The organism is Rhodophyticola sp. (genome assembly GCF_965284195.1).
Taxonomy (GTDB): Bacteria; Pseudomonadota; Alphaproteobacteria; order Rhodobacterales; family Rhodobacteraceae; genus Rhodophyticola.
This window is the reverse complement of record NZ_CBDIRM010000001.1, coordinates 426,005-444,349: the sequence shown is the minus strand read 5'-3', so window position 1 is coordinate 444,349 and position 18,345 is coordinate 426,005. Positions and strand designations below refer to the sequence as shown.

At 66.4% G+C, this 18,345-nt stretch carries 15 protein-coding genes; 8 read left to right on the top strand and 7 right to left on the bottom strand.

The window, feature by feature from the left end; all coding sequences use genetic code 11:
- Positions 1-169: 169 nt before the first annotated feature.
- The 6 genes from prmC to ACQ651_RS02220 form a co-directional block, all read right to left on the bottom strand.
- The gene (gene prmC, locus ACQ651_RS02245) at positions 170-1,012 is read right to left on the bottom strand and encodes a peptide chain release factor N(5)-glutamine methyltransferase (protein WP_430448097.1); all 843 of its coding nucleotides are present in this window, start codon (positions 1,010-1,012) and stop codon (positions 170-172) included.
- Complete coding sequence (gene prfA / locus ACQ651_RS02240) at positions 1,009-2,064, bottom strand: peptide chain release factor 1 (RefSeq protein WP_227284041.1); 1,056 nt, start codon at positions 2,062-2,064, stop codon at positions 1,009-1,011. Before prfA ends, prmC begins: the two co-directional genes overlap by 4 nt.
- Before the next feature lie 31 nt (positions 2,065-2,095).
- The gene (locus tag ACQ651_RS02235; RefSeq protein ID WP_430448095.1) at positions 2,096-2,545 is read right to left on the bottom strand and encodes a DUF1499 domain-containing protein; all 450 of its coding nucleotides are present in this window, start codon (positions 2,543-2,545) and stop codon (positions 2,096-2,098) included.
- Positions 2,546-2,633: 88 nt separating this feature from the next.
- Positions 2,634-3,812: an acetate/propionate family kinase gene (locus tag ACQ651_RS02230; protein ID WP_430448093.1), complete on the bottom strand. Its 1,179-nt coding sequence runs from the start codon at positions 3,810-3,812 to the stop codon at positions 2,634-2,636.
- On the bottom strand, positions 3,809-5,185 hold the full coding sequence (locus ACQ651_RS02225; protein ID WP_375550364.1) for a bifunctional enoyl-CoA hydratase/phosphate acetyltransferase: 1,377 nt from the start codon (positions 5,183-5,185) through the stop codon (positions 3,809-3,811). The genes ACQ651_RS02230 and ACQ651_RS02225 overlap by 4 nt, the downstream gene beginning before the upstream one ends.
- 188 nt (positions 5,186-5,373) lie before the next feature.
- Positions 5,374-7,143 carry an IlvD/Edd family dehydratase gene (locus ACQ651_RS02220; RefSeq protein WP_227284045.1) on the bottom strand — a complete coding sequence of 590 codons (1,770 nt, stop codon included), beginning with the start codon at positions 7,141-7,143 and terminating at the stop codon, positions 5,374-5,376.
- A 347-nt stretch (positions 7,144-7,490) separates the two neighbouring features.
- Here ACQ651_RS02220 and ACQ651_RS02215 point away from each other — a divergent pair, with 347 nt between their 5' ends.
- Genes ACQ651_RS02215 through ACQ651_RS02200 form a run of 4 tightly spaced genes read left to right on the top strand, consistent with a single transcriptional unit; the run spans position 7,491 to position 12,670 of the window.
- Positions 7,491-8,198 (top strand): ABC transporter ATP-binding protein, encoded by a 708-nt coding sequence (locus tag ACQ651_RS02215; RefSeq protein WP_227284047.1) that lies wholly within the window; start codon positions 7,491-7,493, stop codon positions 8,196-8,198.
- Positions 8,199-8,203: 5 nt separating this feature from the next.
- Entirely contained in the window at positions 8,204-10,567 is a 2,364-nt protein-coding gene (locus tag ACQ651_RS02210) for an FtsX-like permease family protein (protein WP_227284048.1), read from the top strand.
- A gap of 5 nt (positions 10,568-10,572) precedes the next feature.
- Entirely contained in the window at positions 10,573-11,784 is a 1,212-nt protein-coding gene (locus ACQ651_RS02205; RefSeq protein WP_430448091.1) for an efflux RND transporter periplasmic adaptor subunit, read from the top strand.
- A 49-nt stretch (positions 11,785-11,833) separates the two neighbouring features.
- Positions 11,834-12,670 carry a DUF6544 family protein gene (locus ACQ651_RS02200; RefSeq protein WP_430448089.1) on the top strand — a complete coding sequence of 279 codons (837 nt, stop codon included), beginning with the start codon at positions 11,834-11,836 and terminating at the stop codon, positions 12,668-12,670.
- A 37-nt stretch (positions 12,671-12,707) separates the two neighbouring features.
- Here the strand turns inward: ACQ651_RS02200 and ACQ651_RS02195 are convergent, their stop codons facing one another.
- Positions 12,708-13,841, bottom strand: coding sequence for an NAD(P)/FAD-dependent oxidoreductase (locus tag ACQ651_RS02195; RefSeq protein WP_430448087.1), 1,134 nt, complete (start codon positions 13,839-13,841; stop codon positions 12,708-12,710).
- A 148-nt stretch (positions 13,842-13,989) separates the two neighbouring features.
- On the opposite strand from ACQ651_RS02195, the gene ACQ651_RS02190 reads away from it, so the two are divergent.
- From ACQ651_RS02190 to ACQ651_RS02175, 4 genes are read left to right on the top strand one after another with little or no spacing between them, the layout of a single operon-like run.
- Positions 13,990-14,886 carry a MurR/RpiR family transcriptional regulator gene (locus ACQ651_RS02190; protein WP_227284052.1) on the top strand — a complete coding sequence of 299 codons (897 nt, stop codon included), beginning with the start codon at positions 13,990-13,992 and terminating at the stop codon, positions 14,884-14,886.
- Positions 14,887-14,921: 35 nt separating this feature from the next.
- Entirely contained in the window at positions 14,922-16,502 is a 1,581-nt protein-coding gene (locus ACQ651_RS02185; protein WP_227284053.1) for an ABC transporter substrate-binding protein, read from the top strand.
- 34 nt (positions 16,503-16,536) lie between these two features.
- Entirely contained in the window at positions 16,537-17,466 is a 930-nt protein-coding gene (locus ACQ651_RS02180) for an ABC transporter permease (RefSeq protein WP_227284054.1), read from the top strand.
- Positions 17,463-18,344, top strand: coding sequence for an ABC transporter permease (locus ACQ651_RS02175; RefSeq protein ID WP_227284055.1), 882 nt, complete (start codon positions 17,463-17,465; stop codon positions 18,342-18,344). Before ACQ651_RS02180 ends, ACQ651_RS02175 begins: the two co-directional genes overlap by 4 nt.
- The last annotated feature ends 1 nt before the right edge of the window (position 18,345 follow it).

Sequence of the window (18,345 nt, the reverse complement as noted above, 5' to 3'; positions counted from 1 at the left end):
CTTGGGTCGAGTATCGAGTGACCCGTTTCTGTGGCAAAACCACGGGCGATTGGCCAAGCCAATCTGCGTCCGTTGGGTAGGGAGTAACCACGCAATGCGGGCCAAAACAAGGCCAAAGTGACGGCAGCACGCTGTTTTTGCCCAAATTGGCCGGTTTTCGCACTTTACCTCATGCGCGAGCCCGTCCGCTGACGACCCGGGGCCTGCCATCCATATCGGAATGCACGGCAATCTCTTCAAGCCCGGCCGCGCGGAAGAGAGCGGAAACCGCGGGCCCTTGCGTCCATCCGATCTCGACAAGCAGCCGGCCGCCCCGCGCCAGATGATGCGGCGCCCCGGCCGTGATCGCGCGATAGGCCGCAAGGCCGTCCCCGCCATCGGTCAGGGCAAGATGGGGCTCGTGGTCGCGGACATCGGGCGCCAGATCGGCCATTTCCGCGGCGGAGATATAGGGCGGGTTCGACACGATCAGATCAAACCTGCCGGTGACGTCCGCGGTCCAGTCCGACAGGCGCAGGTCGAGCTTGTCGGACAGGCCCAGTCCGGTCGCGTTCCGATCCGCGACCGCCAGAGCCTCGGGCGAGATGTCCGTGCCCAGCCCGGTGGCCCCCGGGCGCACCGCCAGAAGGCTGAGCAGGATGCAGCCCGTGCCGGTGCCCAGATCAAGCACCGTCGAAAACGGCGCGCTCAGGGCCAGATCGACCAGCGTTTCGGTTTCCGGGCGCGGGTCCAGAACGTCCCGCGTCACCCGGAACCAGCGCCCGTAAAACCAGCGCCCGCCAAGGATATGGCTGACCGGCTCGCGGTCCAGCCGACGGGCGATGGCGGTTTCGAAGGAGCGCGCCGCCGGGTCGCCCAACGGATCCTGCAACCGAAGGATCACGCGGTCGGGCGGGACACCCAGGGCGCCGGCCATCAGCCAGCGCGCGTCCCGGTCGGCCCCGTCCAGCCCCGCCGCACGCAGCCGGTCGCGGCCTGCGGTCAGGGCCGTCTGGATCGTCCGGGGTGTCACCCCTCCATCTCCGCCAGCATGCGGGCCTGATCATCGGCGATCAGCGCGTCGATCACCTCGTCCAGATCGCCCTGCATCACCTGATCGAGCTTGTAGAGCGTCAGGTTGATCCGGTGGTCCGTCATCCGGCCCTGGGGGAAGTTATAGGTGCGGATCCGCTCGGACCGGTCGCCCGAGCCGACCTGCGATTTCCGGTCCGCGGCGCGGGCGTCGTCCATCCGCTGCCGTTCCAGATCGTAGAGCCGTGCCCGCAGAACCGACATGGCGATTTCCCGGTTGCGGTGCTGCGATTTCTCCGAACTGGTGACGACGATACCCGAGGGGATATGGGTGATCCGCACAGCGCTGTCGGTGGTGTTCACATGCTGCCCGCCCGCGCCGGACGCGCGCATCGTGTCGATGCGGATATCGGCGGCGGGAATATCGATATCGACCTCCTCAGCCTCGGGAAGGACCGCGACCGTCGCGGCCGATGTGTGGATGCGCCCTCCCGATTCCGTGCTTGGAACCCGCTGGACCCGGTGAACGCCGCTTTCGTACTTCAGCCGGGCAAAGACCCCCTCCCCCGAGACATGGCCGATCACCTCCTTGATACCGCCAAGCTCGGTCAGGCTCTGCTCGATGATCTCCAGCTTCCAGCCATGCGCCTCGGCGTAGCGCTCGTACATGCGCAGCAGATCGGCGGCGAAAAGCGCGGCCTCGTCACCGCCGGTTCCGGGACGGATCTCGATCATCGCGGGACGCGCATCCGCCGCATCGCGCGGCAATAGCGCAATGCGCAACGCCTGTTCGGCCTTGGGCAGCGCGGCGCGAAGAACCGGCAATTCCTCCTCCGCCAGCGCCTTCATCTCGGGATCGCCCAGCATCGCCTCGGCATCGGCGATATCCGCAAGCAGTTGATGATAGGCGGAAATCTGCTCCACGATGGGCTTCAACTCGGCATATTCGCGGCTGATCACGGCAATCTCGGAGGCCTGCGGCCCGGCGTTCAGCCGCGCTTCGAGAAACTCGAACCGGTCGGTGATCTGGTGCAGGCGGTCGGTGGGCAGCATCTGCGCGGTGTCGCTTGAGCGCCGGGAAAGGTCAAGAGCCCAGCTGTTCCAGCCACCGGGTCACGCGCCTGTCATTCACGCCCATGTCAGAGTGGCCGAAGCGGGAGCGGGAGAAGACCTCGATCGCGGCCTGCCCCGTATCCTCCGCCGGGCGGACACGGATCGAGATCGCATCGGGAAACCCCATGAGCGCCGTGCGATGCACATAGGTCATATGCCCCTCCGCCACGGTCCCTCCGATCAGCCGCGCCCCGTCGTCACGGACGATTTCATCAATGCGAGCGGACACATCGGCCACGGTGCCGGGGCGTGTGACGGCCTCATCTCCCCTGAGAAGAACGAAATTCGGGGTGCCGGGCGGCGTGACGTCGGCGGGGTCCAGATGCCAGACCTCGGCCGACATCGGAACCAGCCGCATGGCAATCGCGGTTCCGGCGAAAAGAACCGCGACGATGCCCACAGCGATGACGATGAAACGCATTCAAACCCTCCGAACCTCTGCCCGCCATCCTGCGGCCGTGCCGCGTCACGTCAAGGGGGCCACCTTAAAAGCTATCGCCGGGGCGGGGTCATCCCGCGGCCCGGGCCGCACCGTCTAGGGAGCTCGCCACTGCCCGCGCGATCACCCGCTCCTCATCCGTGGGCACCACCAGCACCGGAACCGGCCCCGCATCGATGCGCGGGGCGCTGACTTCATTGGCGGCGGGCGCGATGCTGAGGCCCAGAAAGCCCAGCCCCGCAATGGCCCGTGCCCGGATCGGGGCCGCGTTTTCTCCGATGCCGCCGGTGAACACCACCGCATCGACCCCGCCCAGAACCGCCGCCATCGCCCCGATCTCCCGCCGGAGACGAAAGACATAGTAATCAATGGCTTCCGCGGCTTCCTTGCGGTCGCTCTCCAGCAGCGTCCGCATGTCGTGACTGAGGCCCGACAGCCCTTTCAGCCCGCTTTCGCGATACAGAAGATCGCTGATCTGATCCGCGGTCAGGCCTTCGCTCTGCATCATGTAGAGCAATACGCCCGGATCGAGCTGGCCCGAGCGGGTGCCCATCGGCAACCCGTCCAGCGCCGAAAATCCCATGGACGAGCCCACGGAACGGCCCTGCCGGATCGCGCAGATCGACGCGCCGTTGCCCAGATGCGCCACGATCACCCGGCCGTCGGCCAGACGCGGCCAGTCCCGGCGCATCGCACCCATCACGTAATCATAGCTGAGCCCGTGGAAGCCGTAGCGCCGCACACCCTTGTCGTAATAGCGGCGCGGCAGGGCGAACGTGTCGTTCACCCACGGGTGGCCGCGGTGAAACGCGGTGTCGAAACAGGCGATCTGCACCGCCTCGGGAAAGGCCGCCTGTGCGGCCTCCACCGCCGCCAGATTATGGGGCTGATGCAGGGGCGCGAGCGGCTCGTACCCGCGCAGAAGGTATAACAATGGTATATCAATCTGCCGTGGCCCGTCGATATCGGGGCCGCCATGCACCACGCGGTGGCCGACGCCCGCGATGGGCCGCCCGGCGGTGAGCGGGGCCAGCGCATCGAGGATCGCCTGCACGCCGCCCGCGTGATCCGTCGGGCCGAGATCGGTGTCCTGCCGCGCGGCGCCGCGCGGCTCCAGGATCAGCCGGGCCGCGGGGCCGAGCGCGTCGATCTGGCCGCGCGCCTCCTCCACCGGTTCGGCGGCGGCGGCATAGAGCCCGAACTTGATCGAGGAGGAGCCCGCGTTCAGGGTGAGGATCAGCCGGCTCATGGCGATTTGCTCGCCGCGTAAAGCGCCGCGATGGCGCAGGAGGCCAGCCGCGCCTTGTCGTCATCGGCCCGGCTGGTCAGGATGATCGGCACCTGCGCGCCCATGACGATGCCGCCCGCCTCCGCATGGGCAAGGAAGGTGAGCTGCTTGGCCAGCATGTTGCCGGATTCCATATTGGGCGCCACGAGGATATCCGCCCGCCCTGCCACCAGACCCTTGAGGCCCTTGGTCCGCGCGGCATCCAGATCGACGGCGTTGTCCATCGCCAGCGGCCCATCCACCAGACCGCCGGTGATCTGTCCCCGGTCGGCCATTTTCGACAGGATCGCCGCGTCCAGCGTCGACGGGATCGACGCGGTCACGGTCTCCACCGCCGACAGGATCCCGACCTTCGGCTGCTCCACCCCAAGGGCCAGCGCAAGATCGATGGCGTTCTGGACGATGGACATCTTGCAATCCAGATCGGGCGTGATGTTGATCGCCGCGTCGGTCACGAACAGCAGATGCGTCAGCCCCGGCACATCCATCACGAAGACATGGGACAGGCGGCGATTGGTGCGCAGCCCGCCCTCCTTCTTCAACACCGCATGCAGGATCTGGTCGGTGTGCAGATGGCCCTTCATCACCGCGCGCGCCCGGCCTTCATGCACCAGCGCCACGGCCCGCAGCGCGGCGGCCCGGTGATCGGGGATGTCGATGATGTCGAGCCCGCTCAGATCGCCGCCGGCCTCTTCGGCGGCGGCGGCGATCTTGCGGGCGGAGCCAACGAGGATCGGGTCGATCAGCGTGTGATCGCGCGCCAGAAGCGCGCCCATCAGCGCATCGGGCGTTTCGGGGGCCACGACGCTGGTGGGGATCGCGGGTAACGGTGCCGCCATTTCCAGCAACCGGTCGAAATGCACATGGCGCTGCACGGTCAGGCCGGGCAGGTCGTGCACGTCGAAATGCTGCACCACCGCGGGGGCGATGACCCGGGCCTCGCCCTCGGCGATCCGGCCTTCGGGGCCATCGACCCAGATCTCGAAACGCACCACATTCTCGGGCAGCTTTTCGATCACGCGCACGGCGGCGGTCAGCGTATCGCCCGCATGGGCCCGGCCCAGAAAGCGCAGGGACTGATCCAGATAAAGCGTGCCCGGCCCGGGCAACTGGTTGCCCAGAACGCCCGAAATCAGCGCCGCCAGCCAGGCCGAGGGGGCGACCGCTTCGGGCCGGCCATCGCCGTCGCCGTCTTCCTTCGGCAGATGCATCGGGTTGAGATTGCCGCTGGAATTGGCAAAGACATAGAGATCGTCGGCAAGGCAGAGCCGCTCCAGACTGGCCTGCATCCCGGGCTCGATCGCGTCATAGGGGGTGGTCGTGAATTTGGGCATTCTGCCTCCGGTCGCTGCTCGCCTGTTATCTGGGTATCCTACCGGAAAATTGCGACACTGCCTTGACGCAAGTCAGTTTTTTGTGCCCGGGCGCGGCGCGTCCTGCCGCCGCAGGCCCCCCGGCGGCCGAGATATGGCGGGGGCGTCGGACCCGGAGCCCGGAAGGCGAACCGGGCCCGATGCGCCGCTCAGTGGTTGTCGCGCGGCAGTACCCGGGCGATGCGCTGATAGGCGGTGGCGAGTTCCAGACAGCCGCCTTGCGCCAACTGGCCCACATGGGTGCGATAGATTTCCTGCCACGGGGTCTGATGCTCCAGCTCCGGCGGCGTCCAGGCGGCGCGCCGGGCGCGCCATTCATCCGCCGCGATGGTGCAATCGAGCGTGCCCGCATTCAGATCGAGCCGCACCGGATCCCCGGTTTGCAGAAGCGCCAGCCCGCCCCCCACCACGGCCTCGGGCGAGGCATTGAGGATCGAGGGGCTTTCCGACGTGCCCGACTGGCGGCCGTCGCCCACCGTGGGCAGATGCCGGATGCCCGCCTGGATCAGCGCATCGGGGGGCTGCATGTTCACCACTTCGGCGGACCCCGGATAGCCCACGCAGCCCACGTTGCGGATGAACAGAATGCTGGTTTCGTCGATGCCGAGAGAGGCGTCGTTGATGCGGTCGTGATAATCCTCGGGCCCCTCGAACACCACCGCGCGGGCCTCGAACACGCCGTCTTTCAGGAACCGGGCGCGGAAATCCTCGGAGATGACGGAGGTTTTCATCAGCGCGCTGTCGAAGAGATTGCCCGACAGCACCAGAAAGCCCGCATTGTCCCGCAGCGGATCATCGACCGGGCGGATCACATCGCGATCGAGGCTGCGCGCGCCGCCCAGCGCCTTGGCCACGGGTTTGCCGCTTGCTGTCATCGCCTGCCCGTCGAGATGCCCCGCGGCCAGAAGCTCCCCCATCACCGCCGGAACGCCGCCCGCGCGGTAGAAGCTTTCGCCCAGATAGCTGCCGGCGGGCTGCATGTTCACCAGAAGCGGCAGGGCATGGCCGATCACCTCCCAATCCGTCACGTCGAGCGGCACGCCCGCATGGCGCGCGATGGCCTGCAGATGCGGCGGCGCATTGGTGGAGCCGCCGATGGCGGTGTTGACGCGAATGGCGTTTTCGAAGGCGGCGCGGGTCAGGATCCGGGACGGTTTCAGATCCTCGTTGACCATCGCGACCGCACGGGCGCCGGTGGCGAAGGCCATTTCCATGCGTTCGCGGAACGGGGCGGGAATGGCCGAAGATCCCGGCAGCGTCATGCCCAGCGCCTCGGCCAGCGCGTTCATGGTGGAGGCGGTGCCCATCGTGTTGCAATGACCCAGCGACGGCGCCGAGGCGCAGGCGCGGTCCATGAACTCCTCGTAGTCGATCTTGCCTTCGGCCAGCAGCCGGCGGCTTTCCCAGATGATCGTGCCGGAACCCGCGCGCCGGCCCTGCCACCAGCCGTCGAGCATCGGGCCGCCGTTGAGCGCGATGGCGGGGATATCCACGGTGGCCGCCCCCATCAGCATCGCCGGCGTGGTCTTGTCGCAGCCCGTGGTCAGCACAACCCCGTCGATCGGGTAGCCGTGCAGCACCTCGACAAGGCTCAGATAGGCAAGGTTCCGGTCGAGCGCGGCAGTGGGTCGTTTGCCGGTTTCCTGGATCGGGTGGACGGGAAATTCCATCGGGATGCCGCCCGCGTCGCGGATGCCGGCCTTGATCCGGTCCATCAGGAAGACGTGGATCTTGTTGCAGGGCGCCAGATCGGAGCCGGTATTGGCGATGCCGATGATCGGCCGGCCCGATTGCAGTTCGCCCCGGGTGAAGGTCTGGTTCTGGTAGCGTTCGAGATAGAGCGCGGTCATGCCCGGGTTGTTGGGATTGTCGAACCATTCCTGGCTGCGATAGCGACGATGCGCGCGGGTATCAGACATGAGTTTGTTCCGAATAGTGAAACCACGGGCCGTATTGTGAGATCTTTCCGCTCTACATACCCGGCGGGCCAGGAAAACAACAGAGCGATCTGGGTGAAACCGGCCTGCATGGGCCCACTGGCCGCCGACAAGGTGGAGTTCGGCAAGGGCAATCTGCCGTCGGATCAGGCCGCGGCGATCGTGCAGGCGGTGGCCAACCGGAGCTGAGCCCCCGGACGGCCGCGAAACCACCGGCGCGATCCTGCGCATGACGCGACGTTCCGGTCTTCGGGATTGAGCCAAGTCAATTCGCCCTGGCACCTATCTGTTACAACGCAGGCGCGACAGGGTGGAAACGGGAGCCGGCAATGGCCGAGGTCATCTTCAGAACCGAAGACATCACCAAGGTTTACGACACCGGCGAGGTGAAGGTCTATGCGCTGGCCGGCGTCAGCCTTGAGCTCTATGCCGGTGAACTGGCCGTGCTACTGGGCCCGTCGGGTTCGGGCAAATCGACCTTGCTGAACATTCTGGGCGGGCTGGACCATGTCACGGACGGGCGGGTCTGGTTTCGCGATCTGGAGCTGACGGATCTGAACGACCGGGGGCTGACCCGGTTCCGCCGCGACCATGTGGGGTTCGTCTTCCAGTTCTACAATCTGGTGCCCTCCCTGACCGCGCGGGAGAATGTGCAGCTTGTCACCGATGTGGCCCCCGACCCGATGCCCGCGGCCGAGGCGCTGGAACTGGTCGGGCTGGGCCACCGGCTGGATCATTTCCCGTCGGAGATGTCGGGCGGCGAGCAGCAGCGCGTGGCCATCGCGCGGGCCATCGCGAAACGGCCCGAGGTGCTGCTTTGCGACGAGCCCACAGGCGCGCTGGACAGCAAGACCGGGGTGCAGGTGCTGGAGGTGCTGAAAACGATCAACGACCAGTTCGGCACGACCACGGCGGTGATCACCCATAACGCGGCGATCCAGCAGATGGCGCATCGGGTGATCCAGTTCCAAGACGGCAAGATCAACGAGGTCCATGTGAACGAGACCCGGATCGCGCCCCATGAGATCGTGTGGTGAGCGGGATGCAGGCACTCGACAAAAAGCTGTTCCGCGACTTCAGGCGCCTCTGGGTTCAGGCGGTGGCCATCGCGCTGGTGCTGTCCTGCGGGGTGGCGTTGCTGCTGACCTCTTTCGGGATGTATCAGGCGCTGGACGACACCCGCGCGGCCTATTACGAGCGCAACCGGTTCGGGGATGTCTGGCTCGACACGCGGCGCGCGCCCGAGACGCTGCTGCCGGAGCTGCGCGCGATCGATGGCGTCTATGCGATCGAGCCGCGGGTTGTCGGCGCGGCGATCCTGGATATCGAGGGGCGCAGTGAAAGCGCGGTGGGGCAGATCCTGTCATGGCCCGAGGATGACGACCCGCTGCTGAATGTGCCGCTTCTGCGCTCGGGCGGCTACCCCGCGCCCACCTCCACCCGCGACGTGATGGTCAACGAGCCCTTCGCCGAGGCCAACGGGTTCGAGATCGGCTCGGTCTTTCATGCCAACCTGAACGGTCAGCGGCGCGAGTTGCGCATCGTGGGCACCGCGCTAAGCCCGGAATACATCTACACGATCAGCCCCGGCGGCATGATGCCCGACAACGAGGGGTTCGGCATCATCTGGATGCCGGAACGCGCCGTGGCCGCCGCCTTCGACATGGAGGGGGCGTTCAACAACCTGTCGGTCCGGATCACGCAGGATGCCAGCGAGGACGAGGTGATCGACGCGCTGGACAGGCTTGCCGAACCCTATGGCGGGCTTGGCGCCTACGGCCGGGCGCAGCAGATCAGCGACAGTTTCGTCACCTCCGAGATCGCGCAGTTGCGGGGCATGGCGATGGTGGTGCCGCCGATCTTCTTCGCCATCGCGGCGTTTCTGGTCAGCATGGTGATGGGCCGGATCGTGGCGCTGGAACGCTCCGAGATCGGCCTGCTGAAGGCGATCGGGTATTCGGACCTGGAAATCTGTCTGCATTACCTGCTTCTCGCGGGCTTCATCGCCGTGGTCGGCATCGCCATCGGCTGGGGCGCGGGCACATGGCTTGCGCGCGGCATGGCGGTGCAATACGCCGAGTTCTTCGACTTTCCCTATCTTCTGTTCCGGGTGCCGGGCTGGGTCTATGCGATTTCGGGGCTTGCTGCGCTTGTCACGACGATGCTGGGCGCCGCGCGCGCGGCGCTGGCGGCGGCGCGGCTGGCCCCGGCCATCGCGATGCAGCCCCCCGCCCCGCCGCGCTTCAAGCGCAGCATGATCGATGTGGCCATGGCCAGACTGCGCCTGTCGCAGCCGACGGTGATGATCCTGCGCAGCTTTTTCCGCTGGCCCGGGCGCAGCGCGATGACCTGTCTGGGGCTGGGCTTCGCGGTCGCCTCCGTCGTGGCGGCCTCCTTCGTGAACGACGCGCTGGAAAACATCGTCGACGTGGCGTTCTACCAGTCGAACCGGCAGGACGCGATGTTGCTGTTCACCGAGAACGTGCCGGAAACCACGATTGCCGAGGTGCGCCGCCTGCCCGGTGTCCTGCAGGCCGAGCCGCAGCAATATCTGCCCGCGATCCTGCGAAATGGCCCGCTGGAAAAAAGCCTCGCCGTGGAGGCCCGGCGCCCCGGTACGGATCTGAGCCGGGTGATCGGCGCCGATGGCGAGGTCAGCACCGCGGAGCCCGGCGGCATGCTCCTGTCGGAGCGGCTGGCCAGCCAGCTTGACCTTGGCATCGGCGATATGGTCGAGGTCGAGTTTCTGTCGGGTCGGCGCGAAACCCATGAAATGGTGGTGACCGGGCTGGTGGAGCAGTATTTCGGGCTGGGCGCCTATGCGGATCTGGATTATCTCAACCAGGTGTTCCGGCAAAGCCCGCAGATGTCGGTGGTCAATGTCACGCTGGATGACAACGAGCTGGAGGCGCTGCACGCGCGCCTGAAGGACATTCCGCGCCTGTCCGGCCTGATCATGATGAACGACACGCGCCGGAGCTTTCAGGACACGATCCGGGAAAACGTGGTGGTGATGAACACGGTCTATATCGTCATCGCCGTGCTGATCACCGTGGGCGTGGCCTATAACGGCGCGCGCATCCAGCTGAGCGAGCGCGCCCGCGAACTGGCCAGCCTGCGTATCCTGGGCTTTTCACGGGGCGAGGTGTCTTACGTGCTGGTGGGCGAGACGATGCTGCTGGCGCTGGTGGCCCAGCCTATCGGCTGGCTGCTGGGCGCGGGGATCGCGCAGGCCATGGTGGGGGCGTTTTCGTCGGATATCTATTCGATGCCGCTGATCCTGAAACCCGACATCTTCTCCCGCGCCAGCCTTGTGGTTCTGGCCGCGGCCCTTGCCTCGGCATTGATCGTGCGCCGCAGGCTGGATAATCTCAATCTCGTTTCCGTCATGAAAACAAGGGAGTAACGGCTATGTCGCTGAAACCCAGAACCTTGGGCATCCTGGCCGTCGGCGGCGCCATTCTGGCCGCGCTGCTCTATGTCACGTTCCGGACCGAGCCGATCCCGGTCGATCTGCACGAGATCGCGAGCGGGCCGTTGCAGGTGAGCGTGGATGCCGACGGGCGGACGCGCATCCGCGATATCTACGAGGTGGCCGCGCCGATCACCGGAACCGCGCTGAGATCGCCGGTTCAGGTGGGCGATACCGTGGTTGCGGGGCAGACCGTTGTCGCCGAGGTGGAACCGGTGGCGCCCAGCCTGCTGGACAGCCGGACGCGCATGCAGGCCGAAGCCACCATCGCGGAGGCGGAGGCGGCGCTGAACGTGGCGCAGACCGATCACCGGCGCGCGCAGGAAGAACAGACCTATGCGCAGATGCAGTTCGAGCGGATGCAGGTGCTGGTGGAGCGGGGCGTGTCGTCGATCACGGCGATGGAGGATGTCACCCAGCGGCTGGCGATTGCCGATGCCGCGGTGGAGGCCGCCGCGGCGCGGATCGAGATCGCCCGGAGCACGCTGGAGCGGTCCCGCGCCGCGCTGATGGGCCCGGAGACGGCGAGTGCCGGCAATGGCGATTGCTGTGTCGAGATCGTCGCGCCCGCGGACGGCGTGGTTCTGTCGGTCGCCAATATCAGCGAACGCCCGGTGGTCGCCGGCGCGCCGCTGATGTCGATCGGCAACCCGGGCGAACTGGAGATCGTGGTCGATCTGCTGTCGTCGGACGCGGTGAGGCTGTCGCCCGGTGCGGTGGCGATCGTGGAACGCTGGGGCGGGCCGGACCCGCTGATGGCGGAACTGGACCGGGTGGAACCCTCGGCGCGCACTCATATCTCCGCCCTGGGGATCGAGGAACAGCGGGTGGATGCGATTTTCCGCCTGACCTCTCCGCCCGAGGACCGCGCGGGGCTGGGCGACGGGTTTTCGACCTTCCTTCGGATCATCGAATGGCAGGCGGAGGATGTGGTGCAGGTGCCGCTGAGCGCGCTGTTCAGGCGCGGGCAGGACTGGGCCGTTTTCGTGGCCGATGGCAGCACCGCCCGCGAGATCATCGTGGAGCTGGGCCGGCGCAGCGACCGGTTCGCCGTGGTGACCGGCGGTCTGGAGCCCGGCATGATGGTGGTCACCCATCCCAATGACGATATCGTCGATGGCAGTCCGGTGATCGACCGGGCCGAGTTGTAGCGGCGCCGGGACGGTGGCCGGCGGGCCCGCGCGGCCCGAAAGGATTAGGATGACGGCCATGATCTGGGCGCTTTCGATATCTGCCGGTCTGGGGCTGCTGCTGGCCGCCGTGATGTGGAAGACCAGCCTGACGAAGGCGTTCGAGGCGCGGCGGGCCGAGGCGATGACCGTTCCCCTTGGCGGCGAAAGGATCCTCGGCGAGGCCGATATCGCCCATCTGCCGCCGCCGGTCCGGCGCTATATCGCGCTGACGGAGTCGGTGGGGCGGCCCGTCGTCACCGAGATCATGATGCATTTCGATGCCGTGATGTACGAGGCCCCGGGCGCGCCGGGCATGACCGGCCCGGTCCGGCAATACGAGCGCTTCGACACGCCCGAGCGCCTGTTCCTGATGACCACGCGGATGAAAGGCCTGCCAGTGGCCGTGCTGCATGATTTCGACCGCGACCGTGCCACGATGCGCGTGCGCCTTGCGGGGCTGGTGAACGTGGTCGATACCGACGGCGCCGATCTGACCCGGACCGAAACGGTCACGATCCTGAACGATCTGTGCTTCTTCGCGCCCTCGCGGCTTGTCGATCCGCGCCTGTCATGGCGCGAGATCGACGACAGGCGCGCGCGGGTGCGGTTCGCGCTTGGCGGGAACACGGTATCGGCGGAGCTGATCTTCAACGCCGCCGGGGAACTGGTGGATTTCATGTCCGAGGATCGGGGCAGGCTGGAAAAGGACGGGACGCTGCGGCCTTTGCGCTGGAGCACACCGCTTGGCACCTACCGGGAGTTCGACGGGTGGCGGCTTGCCAGCGAGGGGGATGCGATCTGGCATCTGGAGGACGGACCCTTCACCTATGGCCACCTGCGTCTGACGCAGTACGACGCGAGATAGCGGGAGCGGGGAGCTTCGCCCCCGGCGCAGGACCGTCCTAGCCGTCCGTCGCCGCGCCGATCCGTGCCGGCGAAATGCTGTCTGCATCGAAGCCGGGCCCGGACCGGTCCGGCGTGGCCGCCCCGTTCAGAGCAAGGCCCGCGGCGAAGCGCGCAAGGGCGGGCGCCATCATGATCCCGTAGCCGCCCTGTCCCGCCAGCCAGAGGAAGCCCGGAATGCGCGGATCAAACCCCACGACCGGCGCCTCGTCGGCGGTGAAGGAGCGCAGACCGGCCCAGGAATGGGAAATGCGGCGCACGGGGATCAGGGTTTCGGTTTCGATCCAGTGGGCCAGATGGGCGATGTCGAGCTCTTCGGGCCGCGCATCCTGCGGCGTGGTGGGCGTCGCATCGCCGGGCGATGCCATCAGCTTGCCCGCCTCGGGCTTGATATAGGCGCCGGTGGCCACGAAATCGACCGCGGGGCTGGTGGCCAGATCGAGCCCGTCCGGCGCGTCCACGATGATCGCCGTGCGGCGCATGGGCACCAGCCCGACCGATGCCGCCCCGGCCATGGCGCCGATCTGGTCGGCCCAGGCCCCGGCGGCGTTCACGACGATGCGCGCGCGATGGGTCTGGCCCGCGGTCCGGACCTGCCAGACACCCGCGGCATGCTCCAGCCCCGTCACCGCCGCGCCGGTTTCGATCAGGCAGCCGCGCCGCCGGGCGCCCTTGAGATAGGCCTGATGCAGGCCTGCCACGTCGATATCGGCGACATTCGCCTCGTAGACCGCGCCCGCAAGCCGCTCGGGGCGCAGATATGGCGCGCGTGCCAGCGCCTCCTCCGGCGTGATCTCGACCACTTCCTCTCCGGGTTCGGAGAGCGCCAGAAGCGCCGGCAGCCGGTCCAGCGCCCCGGCGCCGGCCACGGTCAGGGCGCCGCGCGGGGTCAGAAGCGGGCTGTCGCAGAAGCCCGCGGGCGGGGCCGCGAAGAACGGGGCGCTGGCCGCATTGATCCGGCGCACCACCGGGCCGCCGTAATTCCGGGTGAAAAGGGCGGCCGACCGGCCCGTGCTGTGATAGCCGAGCGCGGTTTCGCCCTCCAGCACCAGAACGGTGCCGGCCTCGGCCAGTTCATAGGCGACGGAGGCGCCGGAGATCCCGCCGCCGATCACAAGGAAATCGTGGATCATGCTGATTGAGCCTTTGTGGCACGCCGGTGCCCGGAAGTGGCCGACCCCGCCACAAGACGCCTATTGCGCCGGGTTTGCAAGAAAAACCAAAAACGTTGACTTTTTGAAAGTTTTATTTCTTACTTAAGGGAACTGACGGGGAAATTTCATGTCGAGACCTTTGCGCGACCGCCTGAACGAGGCGCTGGCAACCGCCTCCAAGGCGGATCGCGCGCTGGCCGGCTACATGCTGTCGGATATGAGCACCCTGCCGTTCGAGACGGCCGCGAGCCTTGCCGTGAAGGTGGGGGTGAGCGAGCCGACCGTGGGCCGTTTCTGCCGCTCCATCGGCTATGACGGGTTCAAGGATCTCAAGAAGAACCTCAAGAACGACATGGGCGATCAGCCCTGGCTGATCGGGGATCGTCTGCGTGACCTGCAGGCCCGCACCAAGGCCGGCGAGGACCAGCTGGCCCGCGGGCTGGAGCTTGAAATGGCGGCGCTGGTCGCCGTCTACGAGGCCGCCCACAGCCCGGACTGGCACCGCGCCGTCAAGCGGCTGGCCGGCGCGCGCCGGGTTTTCGCCGCCGGTTTCCAGACCGAGCGCGGCATGGCCCAGATCTTCGTCAATCAGCTGCAATACCTGCGCGAGGACGTGCATCTGCTGGATCTTGCCGGCGGCAATTTCGCCGAGGTTCTGGCGATCTCGGACGGCGACGCGGCCCTGGTGATCTTCGAGGCGCGGCGCTATTCGCGCCACGCGCAGTTGCTGGCCAGGGAGGCCAAGGCCGCGGGCATTCCTGTCACGCTGATCACCGACCCCTATTGCGACTGGGGCCGTGAGGTCTCCACCGAGATGTTCGTGGTGCCCACGGCGGTCAATCTGTTCTGGGAATCCACCGCCCAGATGGCCAGCCTCGCCAATCTGCTGGTCAATGGGGTGTTCCTGGAACTCGGCCCCGAAGTCGAGGACCGGATGAACAGGATTGCCCGGCTTTACGGCCGTTTCACGGGCCATGTCGGCGATCCGGCCACCCCGCGCGCGGAGGGCCACCGCACAACGTAAGTCTGCACATAATTACATAACAGGGAAAATCTGCCATGCGATATTCGACCAAGACCCAACTTCTATCAGGATCGGCTATCGTAGCTGCCGGTTTGCTGTTTTCCGCCGCCGCGATGGCGCAGAACGTCTCCATCGCCTTTTCCGCGAGCGAATTGGGGGCCACGGCCTACAATCCCGTCGCGGCCAGCACGCTCAACACCGCCACATCGCTGATCTACGACCGGCTGGTGGAGCAGGACGCGGACCAATCCTATCACCCGCATCTGGCGACCTCATGGGAGGAAACCGCGGACGGTATGGCCTGGACCTTCTCATTGCTGGAGGGGGTGACGTTCCATGACGACACGCCGTTCAACGCCGCCGCCGTCCAGTCCTGGATCGCAAGCTATGCGGGCACCGAGAACGAATATCTGGTGGAGGCCATCGGGTCGGTCGACGTGATCGACGATCTGACCGTGCGTTTCAACATGGACCGGCCGGAACCGAACCTTCTCTACAACCTCGCCAGCGCCTTCATGGGCATCCCCAGCCCCACGGCCTTTGCGGAACTGGGCGACAATTTCGGCGTGACCGCCGCGGTGGGCACCGGGCCCTACGAGCTTCAGAGTTTCGAAATCGGGCTGGAGACCGTTCTGGTGCGCAACGAGGATTACACCTGGGGTTCGGATCTGTCGGAGAACACCGGACCGGGCCATATCGAGACCTTCACCTTCCGCGAGATCCCCGACCAGTCCACCGCGTTTCTGGAATTGCGGACCGGCGGGATCGACCTGCTGTTGGGTGTGCCCACGGACTTCCTCCAGATCCTGGAGGCCGAGGCCAGTATCCAGATCATCCAGATGCCCGGCGTCGGCATCAGCTATATGCCGATCAACGTGACTGCGCCGCCCTTCGACAACATTCTGGTGCGTCAGGCGACGGGCATGGCCATCGACCAGGAGGGGATCGTCGCGGCGATCTATAACGGCGTCGGCGCGCCGGCGCACAACTTCCTGATCTCGTCCCTGCCCGAAGCCGATGTCGACCCGGCGCTCAACGTCCGCTACAACCCCGAACGCGCCCGCGAATTGCTGGAAGAGGCCGGATGGGTCATGGGCGATGACGGGGTGCGCGTGATGGGCGACGAGCGTCTGACCGTCCGCCTTTACACCGCCAACACGACCGAACTGACCCGCCTGACGCAGGTGGTGCAGGCGCAACTGGGCGAGATCGGGATGGAGGCGATCATCACGGTCTTCGACAGCTCCACCATCCGCGACGAATACCGCAACAACACCCACCAGCTTGCGGTGCGCAGCTATGACTGGAACAACTCGGACATTCTGGACTGGTTCTTCAGCGGCAATCGTCTGGGCTATCCGAACGTGTCGATGTGGCAGGACGAGGAAGGCCAGCGCCTGAACGACATCGCGATGACCGAAAGCAGCACCTCCGCCGAGCGGATCGCGAACTTCACCGCCTATCACGAATATGTCCTGTCGCAGCATCTCTTCGTGCCGATCTACCAGCCGACCCAGAATATCGCCTTCAACAGCGATGCGATCACCGTGCCCGATCCGGTGCGCGGCTCGCGGTTCCGCGGCCAATCGTTCATGGATATCCAGATTGTCGAATAAGCCTCTGAAACCTTGAGAAAACGGAGACACCGGGATGATCCTCAGATACACGTTCCTGCGGTTGCTGATGCTGATCCCGGTGTCTTTCTCGATCTCGGTGGTGATCTTCATGATCGTCTACCTGCTGCCGGGAGACCCCATCGACAACCTGTTGCGCGTCGGCTCCTCCCCCGAAGACCGGGCCGAGCTGGTCGCGCAATACGGGCTCGACCGGAACTTGGTGGTCCAGTACTTCGTCTGGATCGGCAACATGTTCCAGGGCGAGTTCGGGCAGGCCATCGTGCTGCGCCGTCCGGTCGCCGATCTGGTGGCGCAGAACCTGCCCTACAGCCTGACACTGGGCGGGCTGGCCTTTCTGTTTTCCTCCACCGTCGGCATGACACTGGGCACGATCTCGGCGGTGGTGCGCCACCCGGTGCTGGACCGGTTCATGCGCGGCTTCATCCTGCTTGGCTCCACCGTGCCGGGCTTCTGGCTGGCGCTTCTGCTGATCCTGTTCTTCTCGGTCAATCTGGGCTGGTTCCCGGTCTCGGGCGCAGGCGGATGGACATCGCTGGTCCTGCCGGTTCTGACCATCGGCTTCGGCGGGGTGGCGCTTGTCGCGCGGGTCACGCGGGTTGCCCTGCTGGATGCGCAGCGGGAGGATTTCGTGACCCTGCTCCATGCCAAGGGGCTGTCCTCGGGCACGATCCTGTTCCGCCATCTGATGCCCCATGCCCTGCTGCCGGTCGTCACCATCCTCGCCCTGCGCATCGGCTGGATCCTCGGCGGCGCGGTCACGGTGGAATTCGTCTTCGGCCGTCCCGGCCTCGGCTCCCTTCTTATCCGCGCGTTGGGCCAGCGCGATTACCCGGTGGTGCAGGCCTGCCTGCTGATGCTGGCACTGGCCGTGATGCTCGGCACGCTTATCGGCGATGTCGCGCAGGCCTCCATGGACCCCCGTATTCGCGAGAAAAAATCATGAAAGTTTCCTCCATGACCGCGCGCACGCTCGACACGTTCGCGCGCATGAGCATCGGGCGCGCCTTCGCGTCGGGCATCGGGATGGTGGCCGGCGGCTTCCTGATCCTGCTGGTGCTGGTCGCGATCTTCGCGCCGTGGATCGCGCCGTTCGACTACGCCGCGCAGAACCTGATGAACGCCAACGCACCGCCGGGGTGGCCGCATCTGCTCGGCACGGACGAGTTTGGCCGCGACGTGCTCAGCCGGGTGATCTTCGGGGCCCGCACCTCGCTTTCGGTGAGTGCCACGGCGATTGCCATTTCGATGGCGGCGGGCATGACGCTTGGCGCCGCGGCGGGCTATTTCGGCGGGGTCTTCGAGCGCGCGGTGATGACGGTGGTGGACCTTACATGGTCCTTCCCCGATATCCTGATCGCGCTCATTTTCGTGGCGATCATCGGCCCCGGCCTGACCTCGACCACCTTTGCCATCGCGATCGCCTATCTTGCGCAGTTCACCCGGCTGACCCGCGCCCAGATCGTGCGCCTGAAGCGCGAAACCTTCATCGAGGCGACGATCAATCTTGGCGCGAAGCCGTCCCATATCCTGCTGAGGCACCTGATGCCCAACGCCATCGCGCCAGTGATCGTGGTGGGAATGCTGGCCATCGGCGACGGCATCGTGCTGGAAGCGACGCTTGGCTTCTTCGGGCTTGGCGCGCAGCCACCGACGCCAAGCTGGGGCGCGATGATGTCTTCGGGCACGGCGCAGCTGTTCCTCAGCCCCTGGGTCATCATCTTCCCCGGGGTGGCCGTCGCGGTCACGGTCATCGCGGTGAACCTGTTCGGCGACGAATTGATCCGCGCGCTGGATATCCGCGACCGGCTGAGGGGGGCGTGAG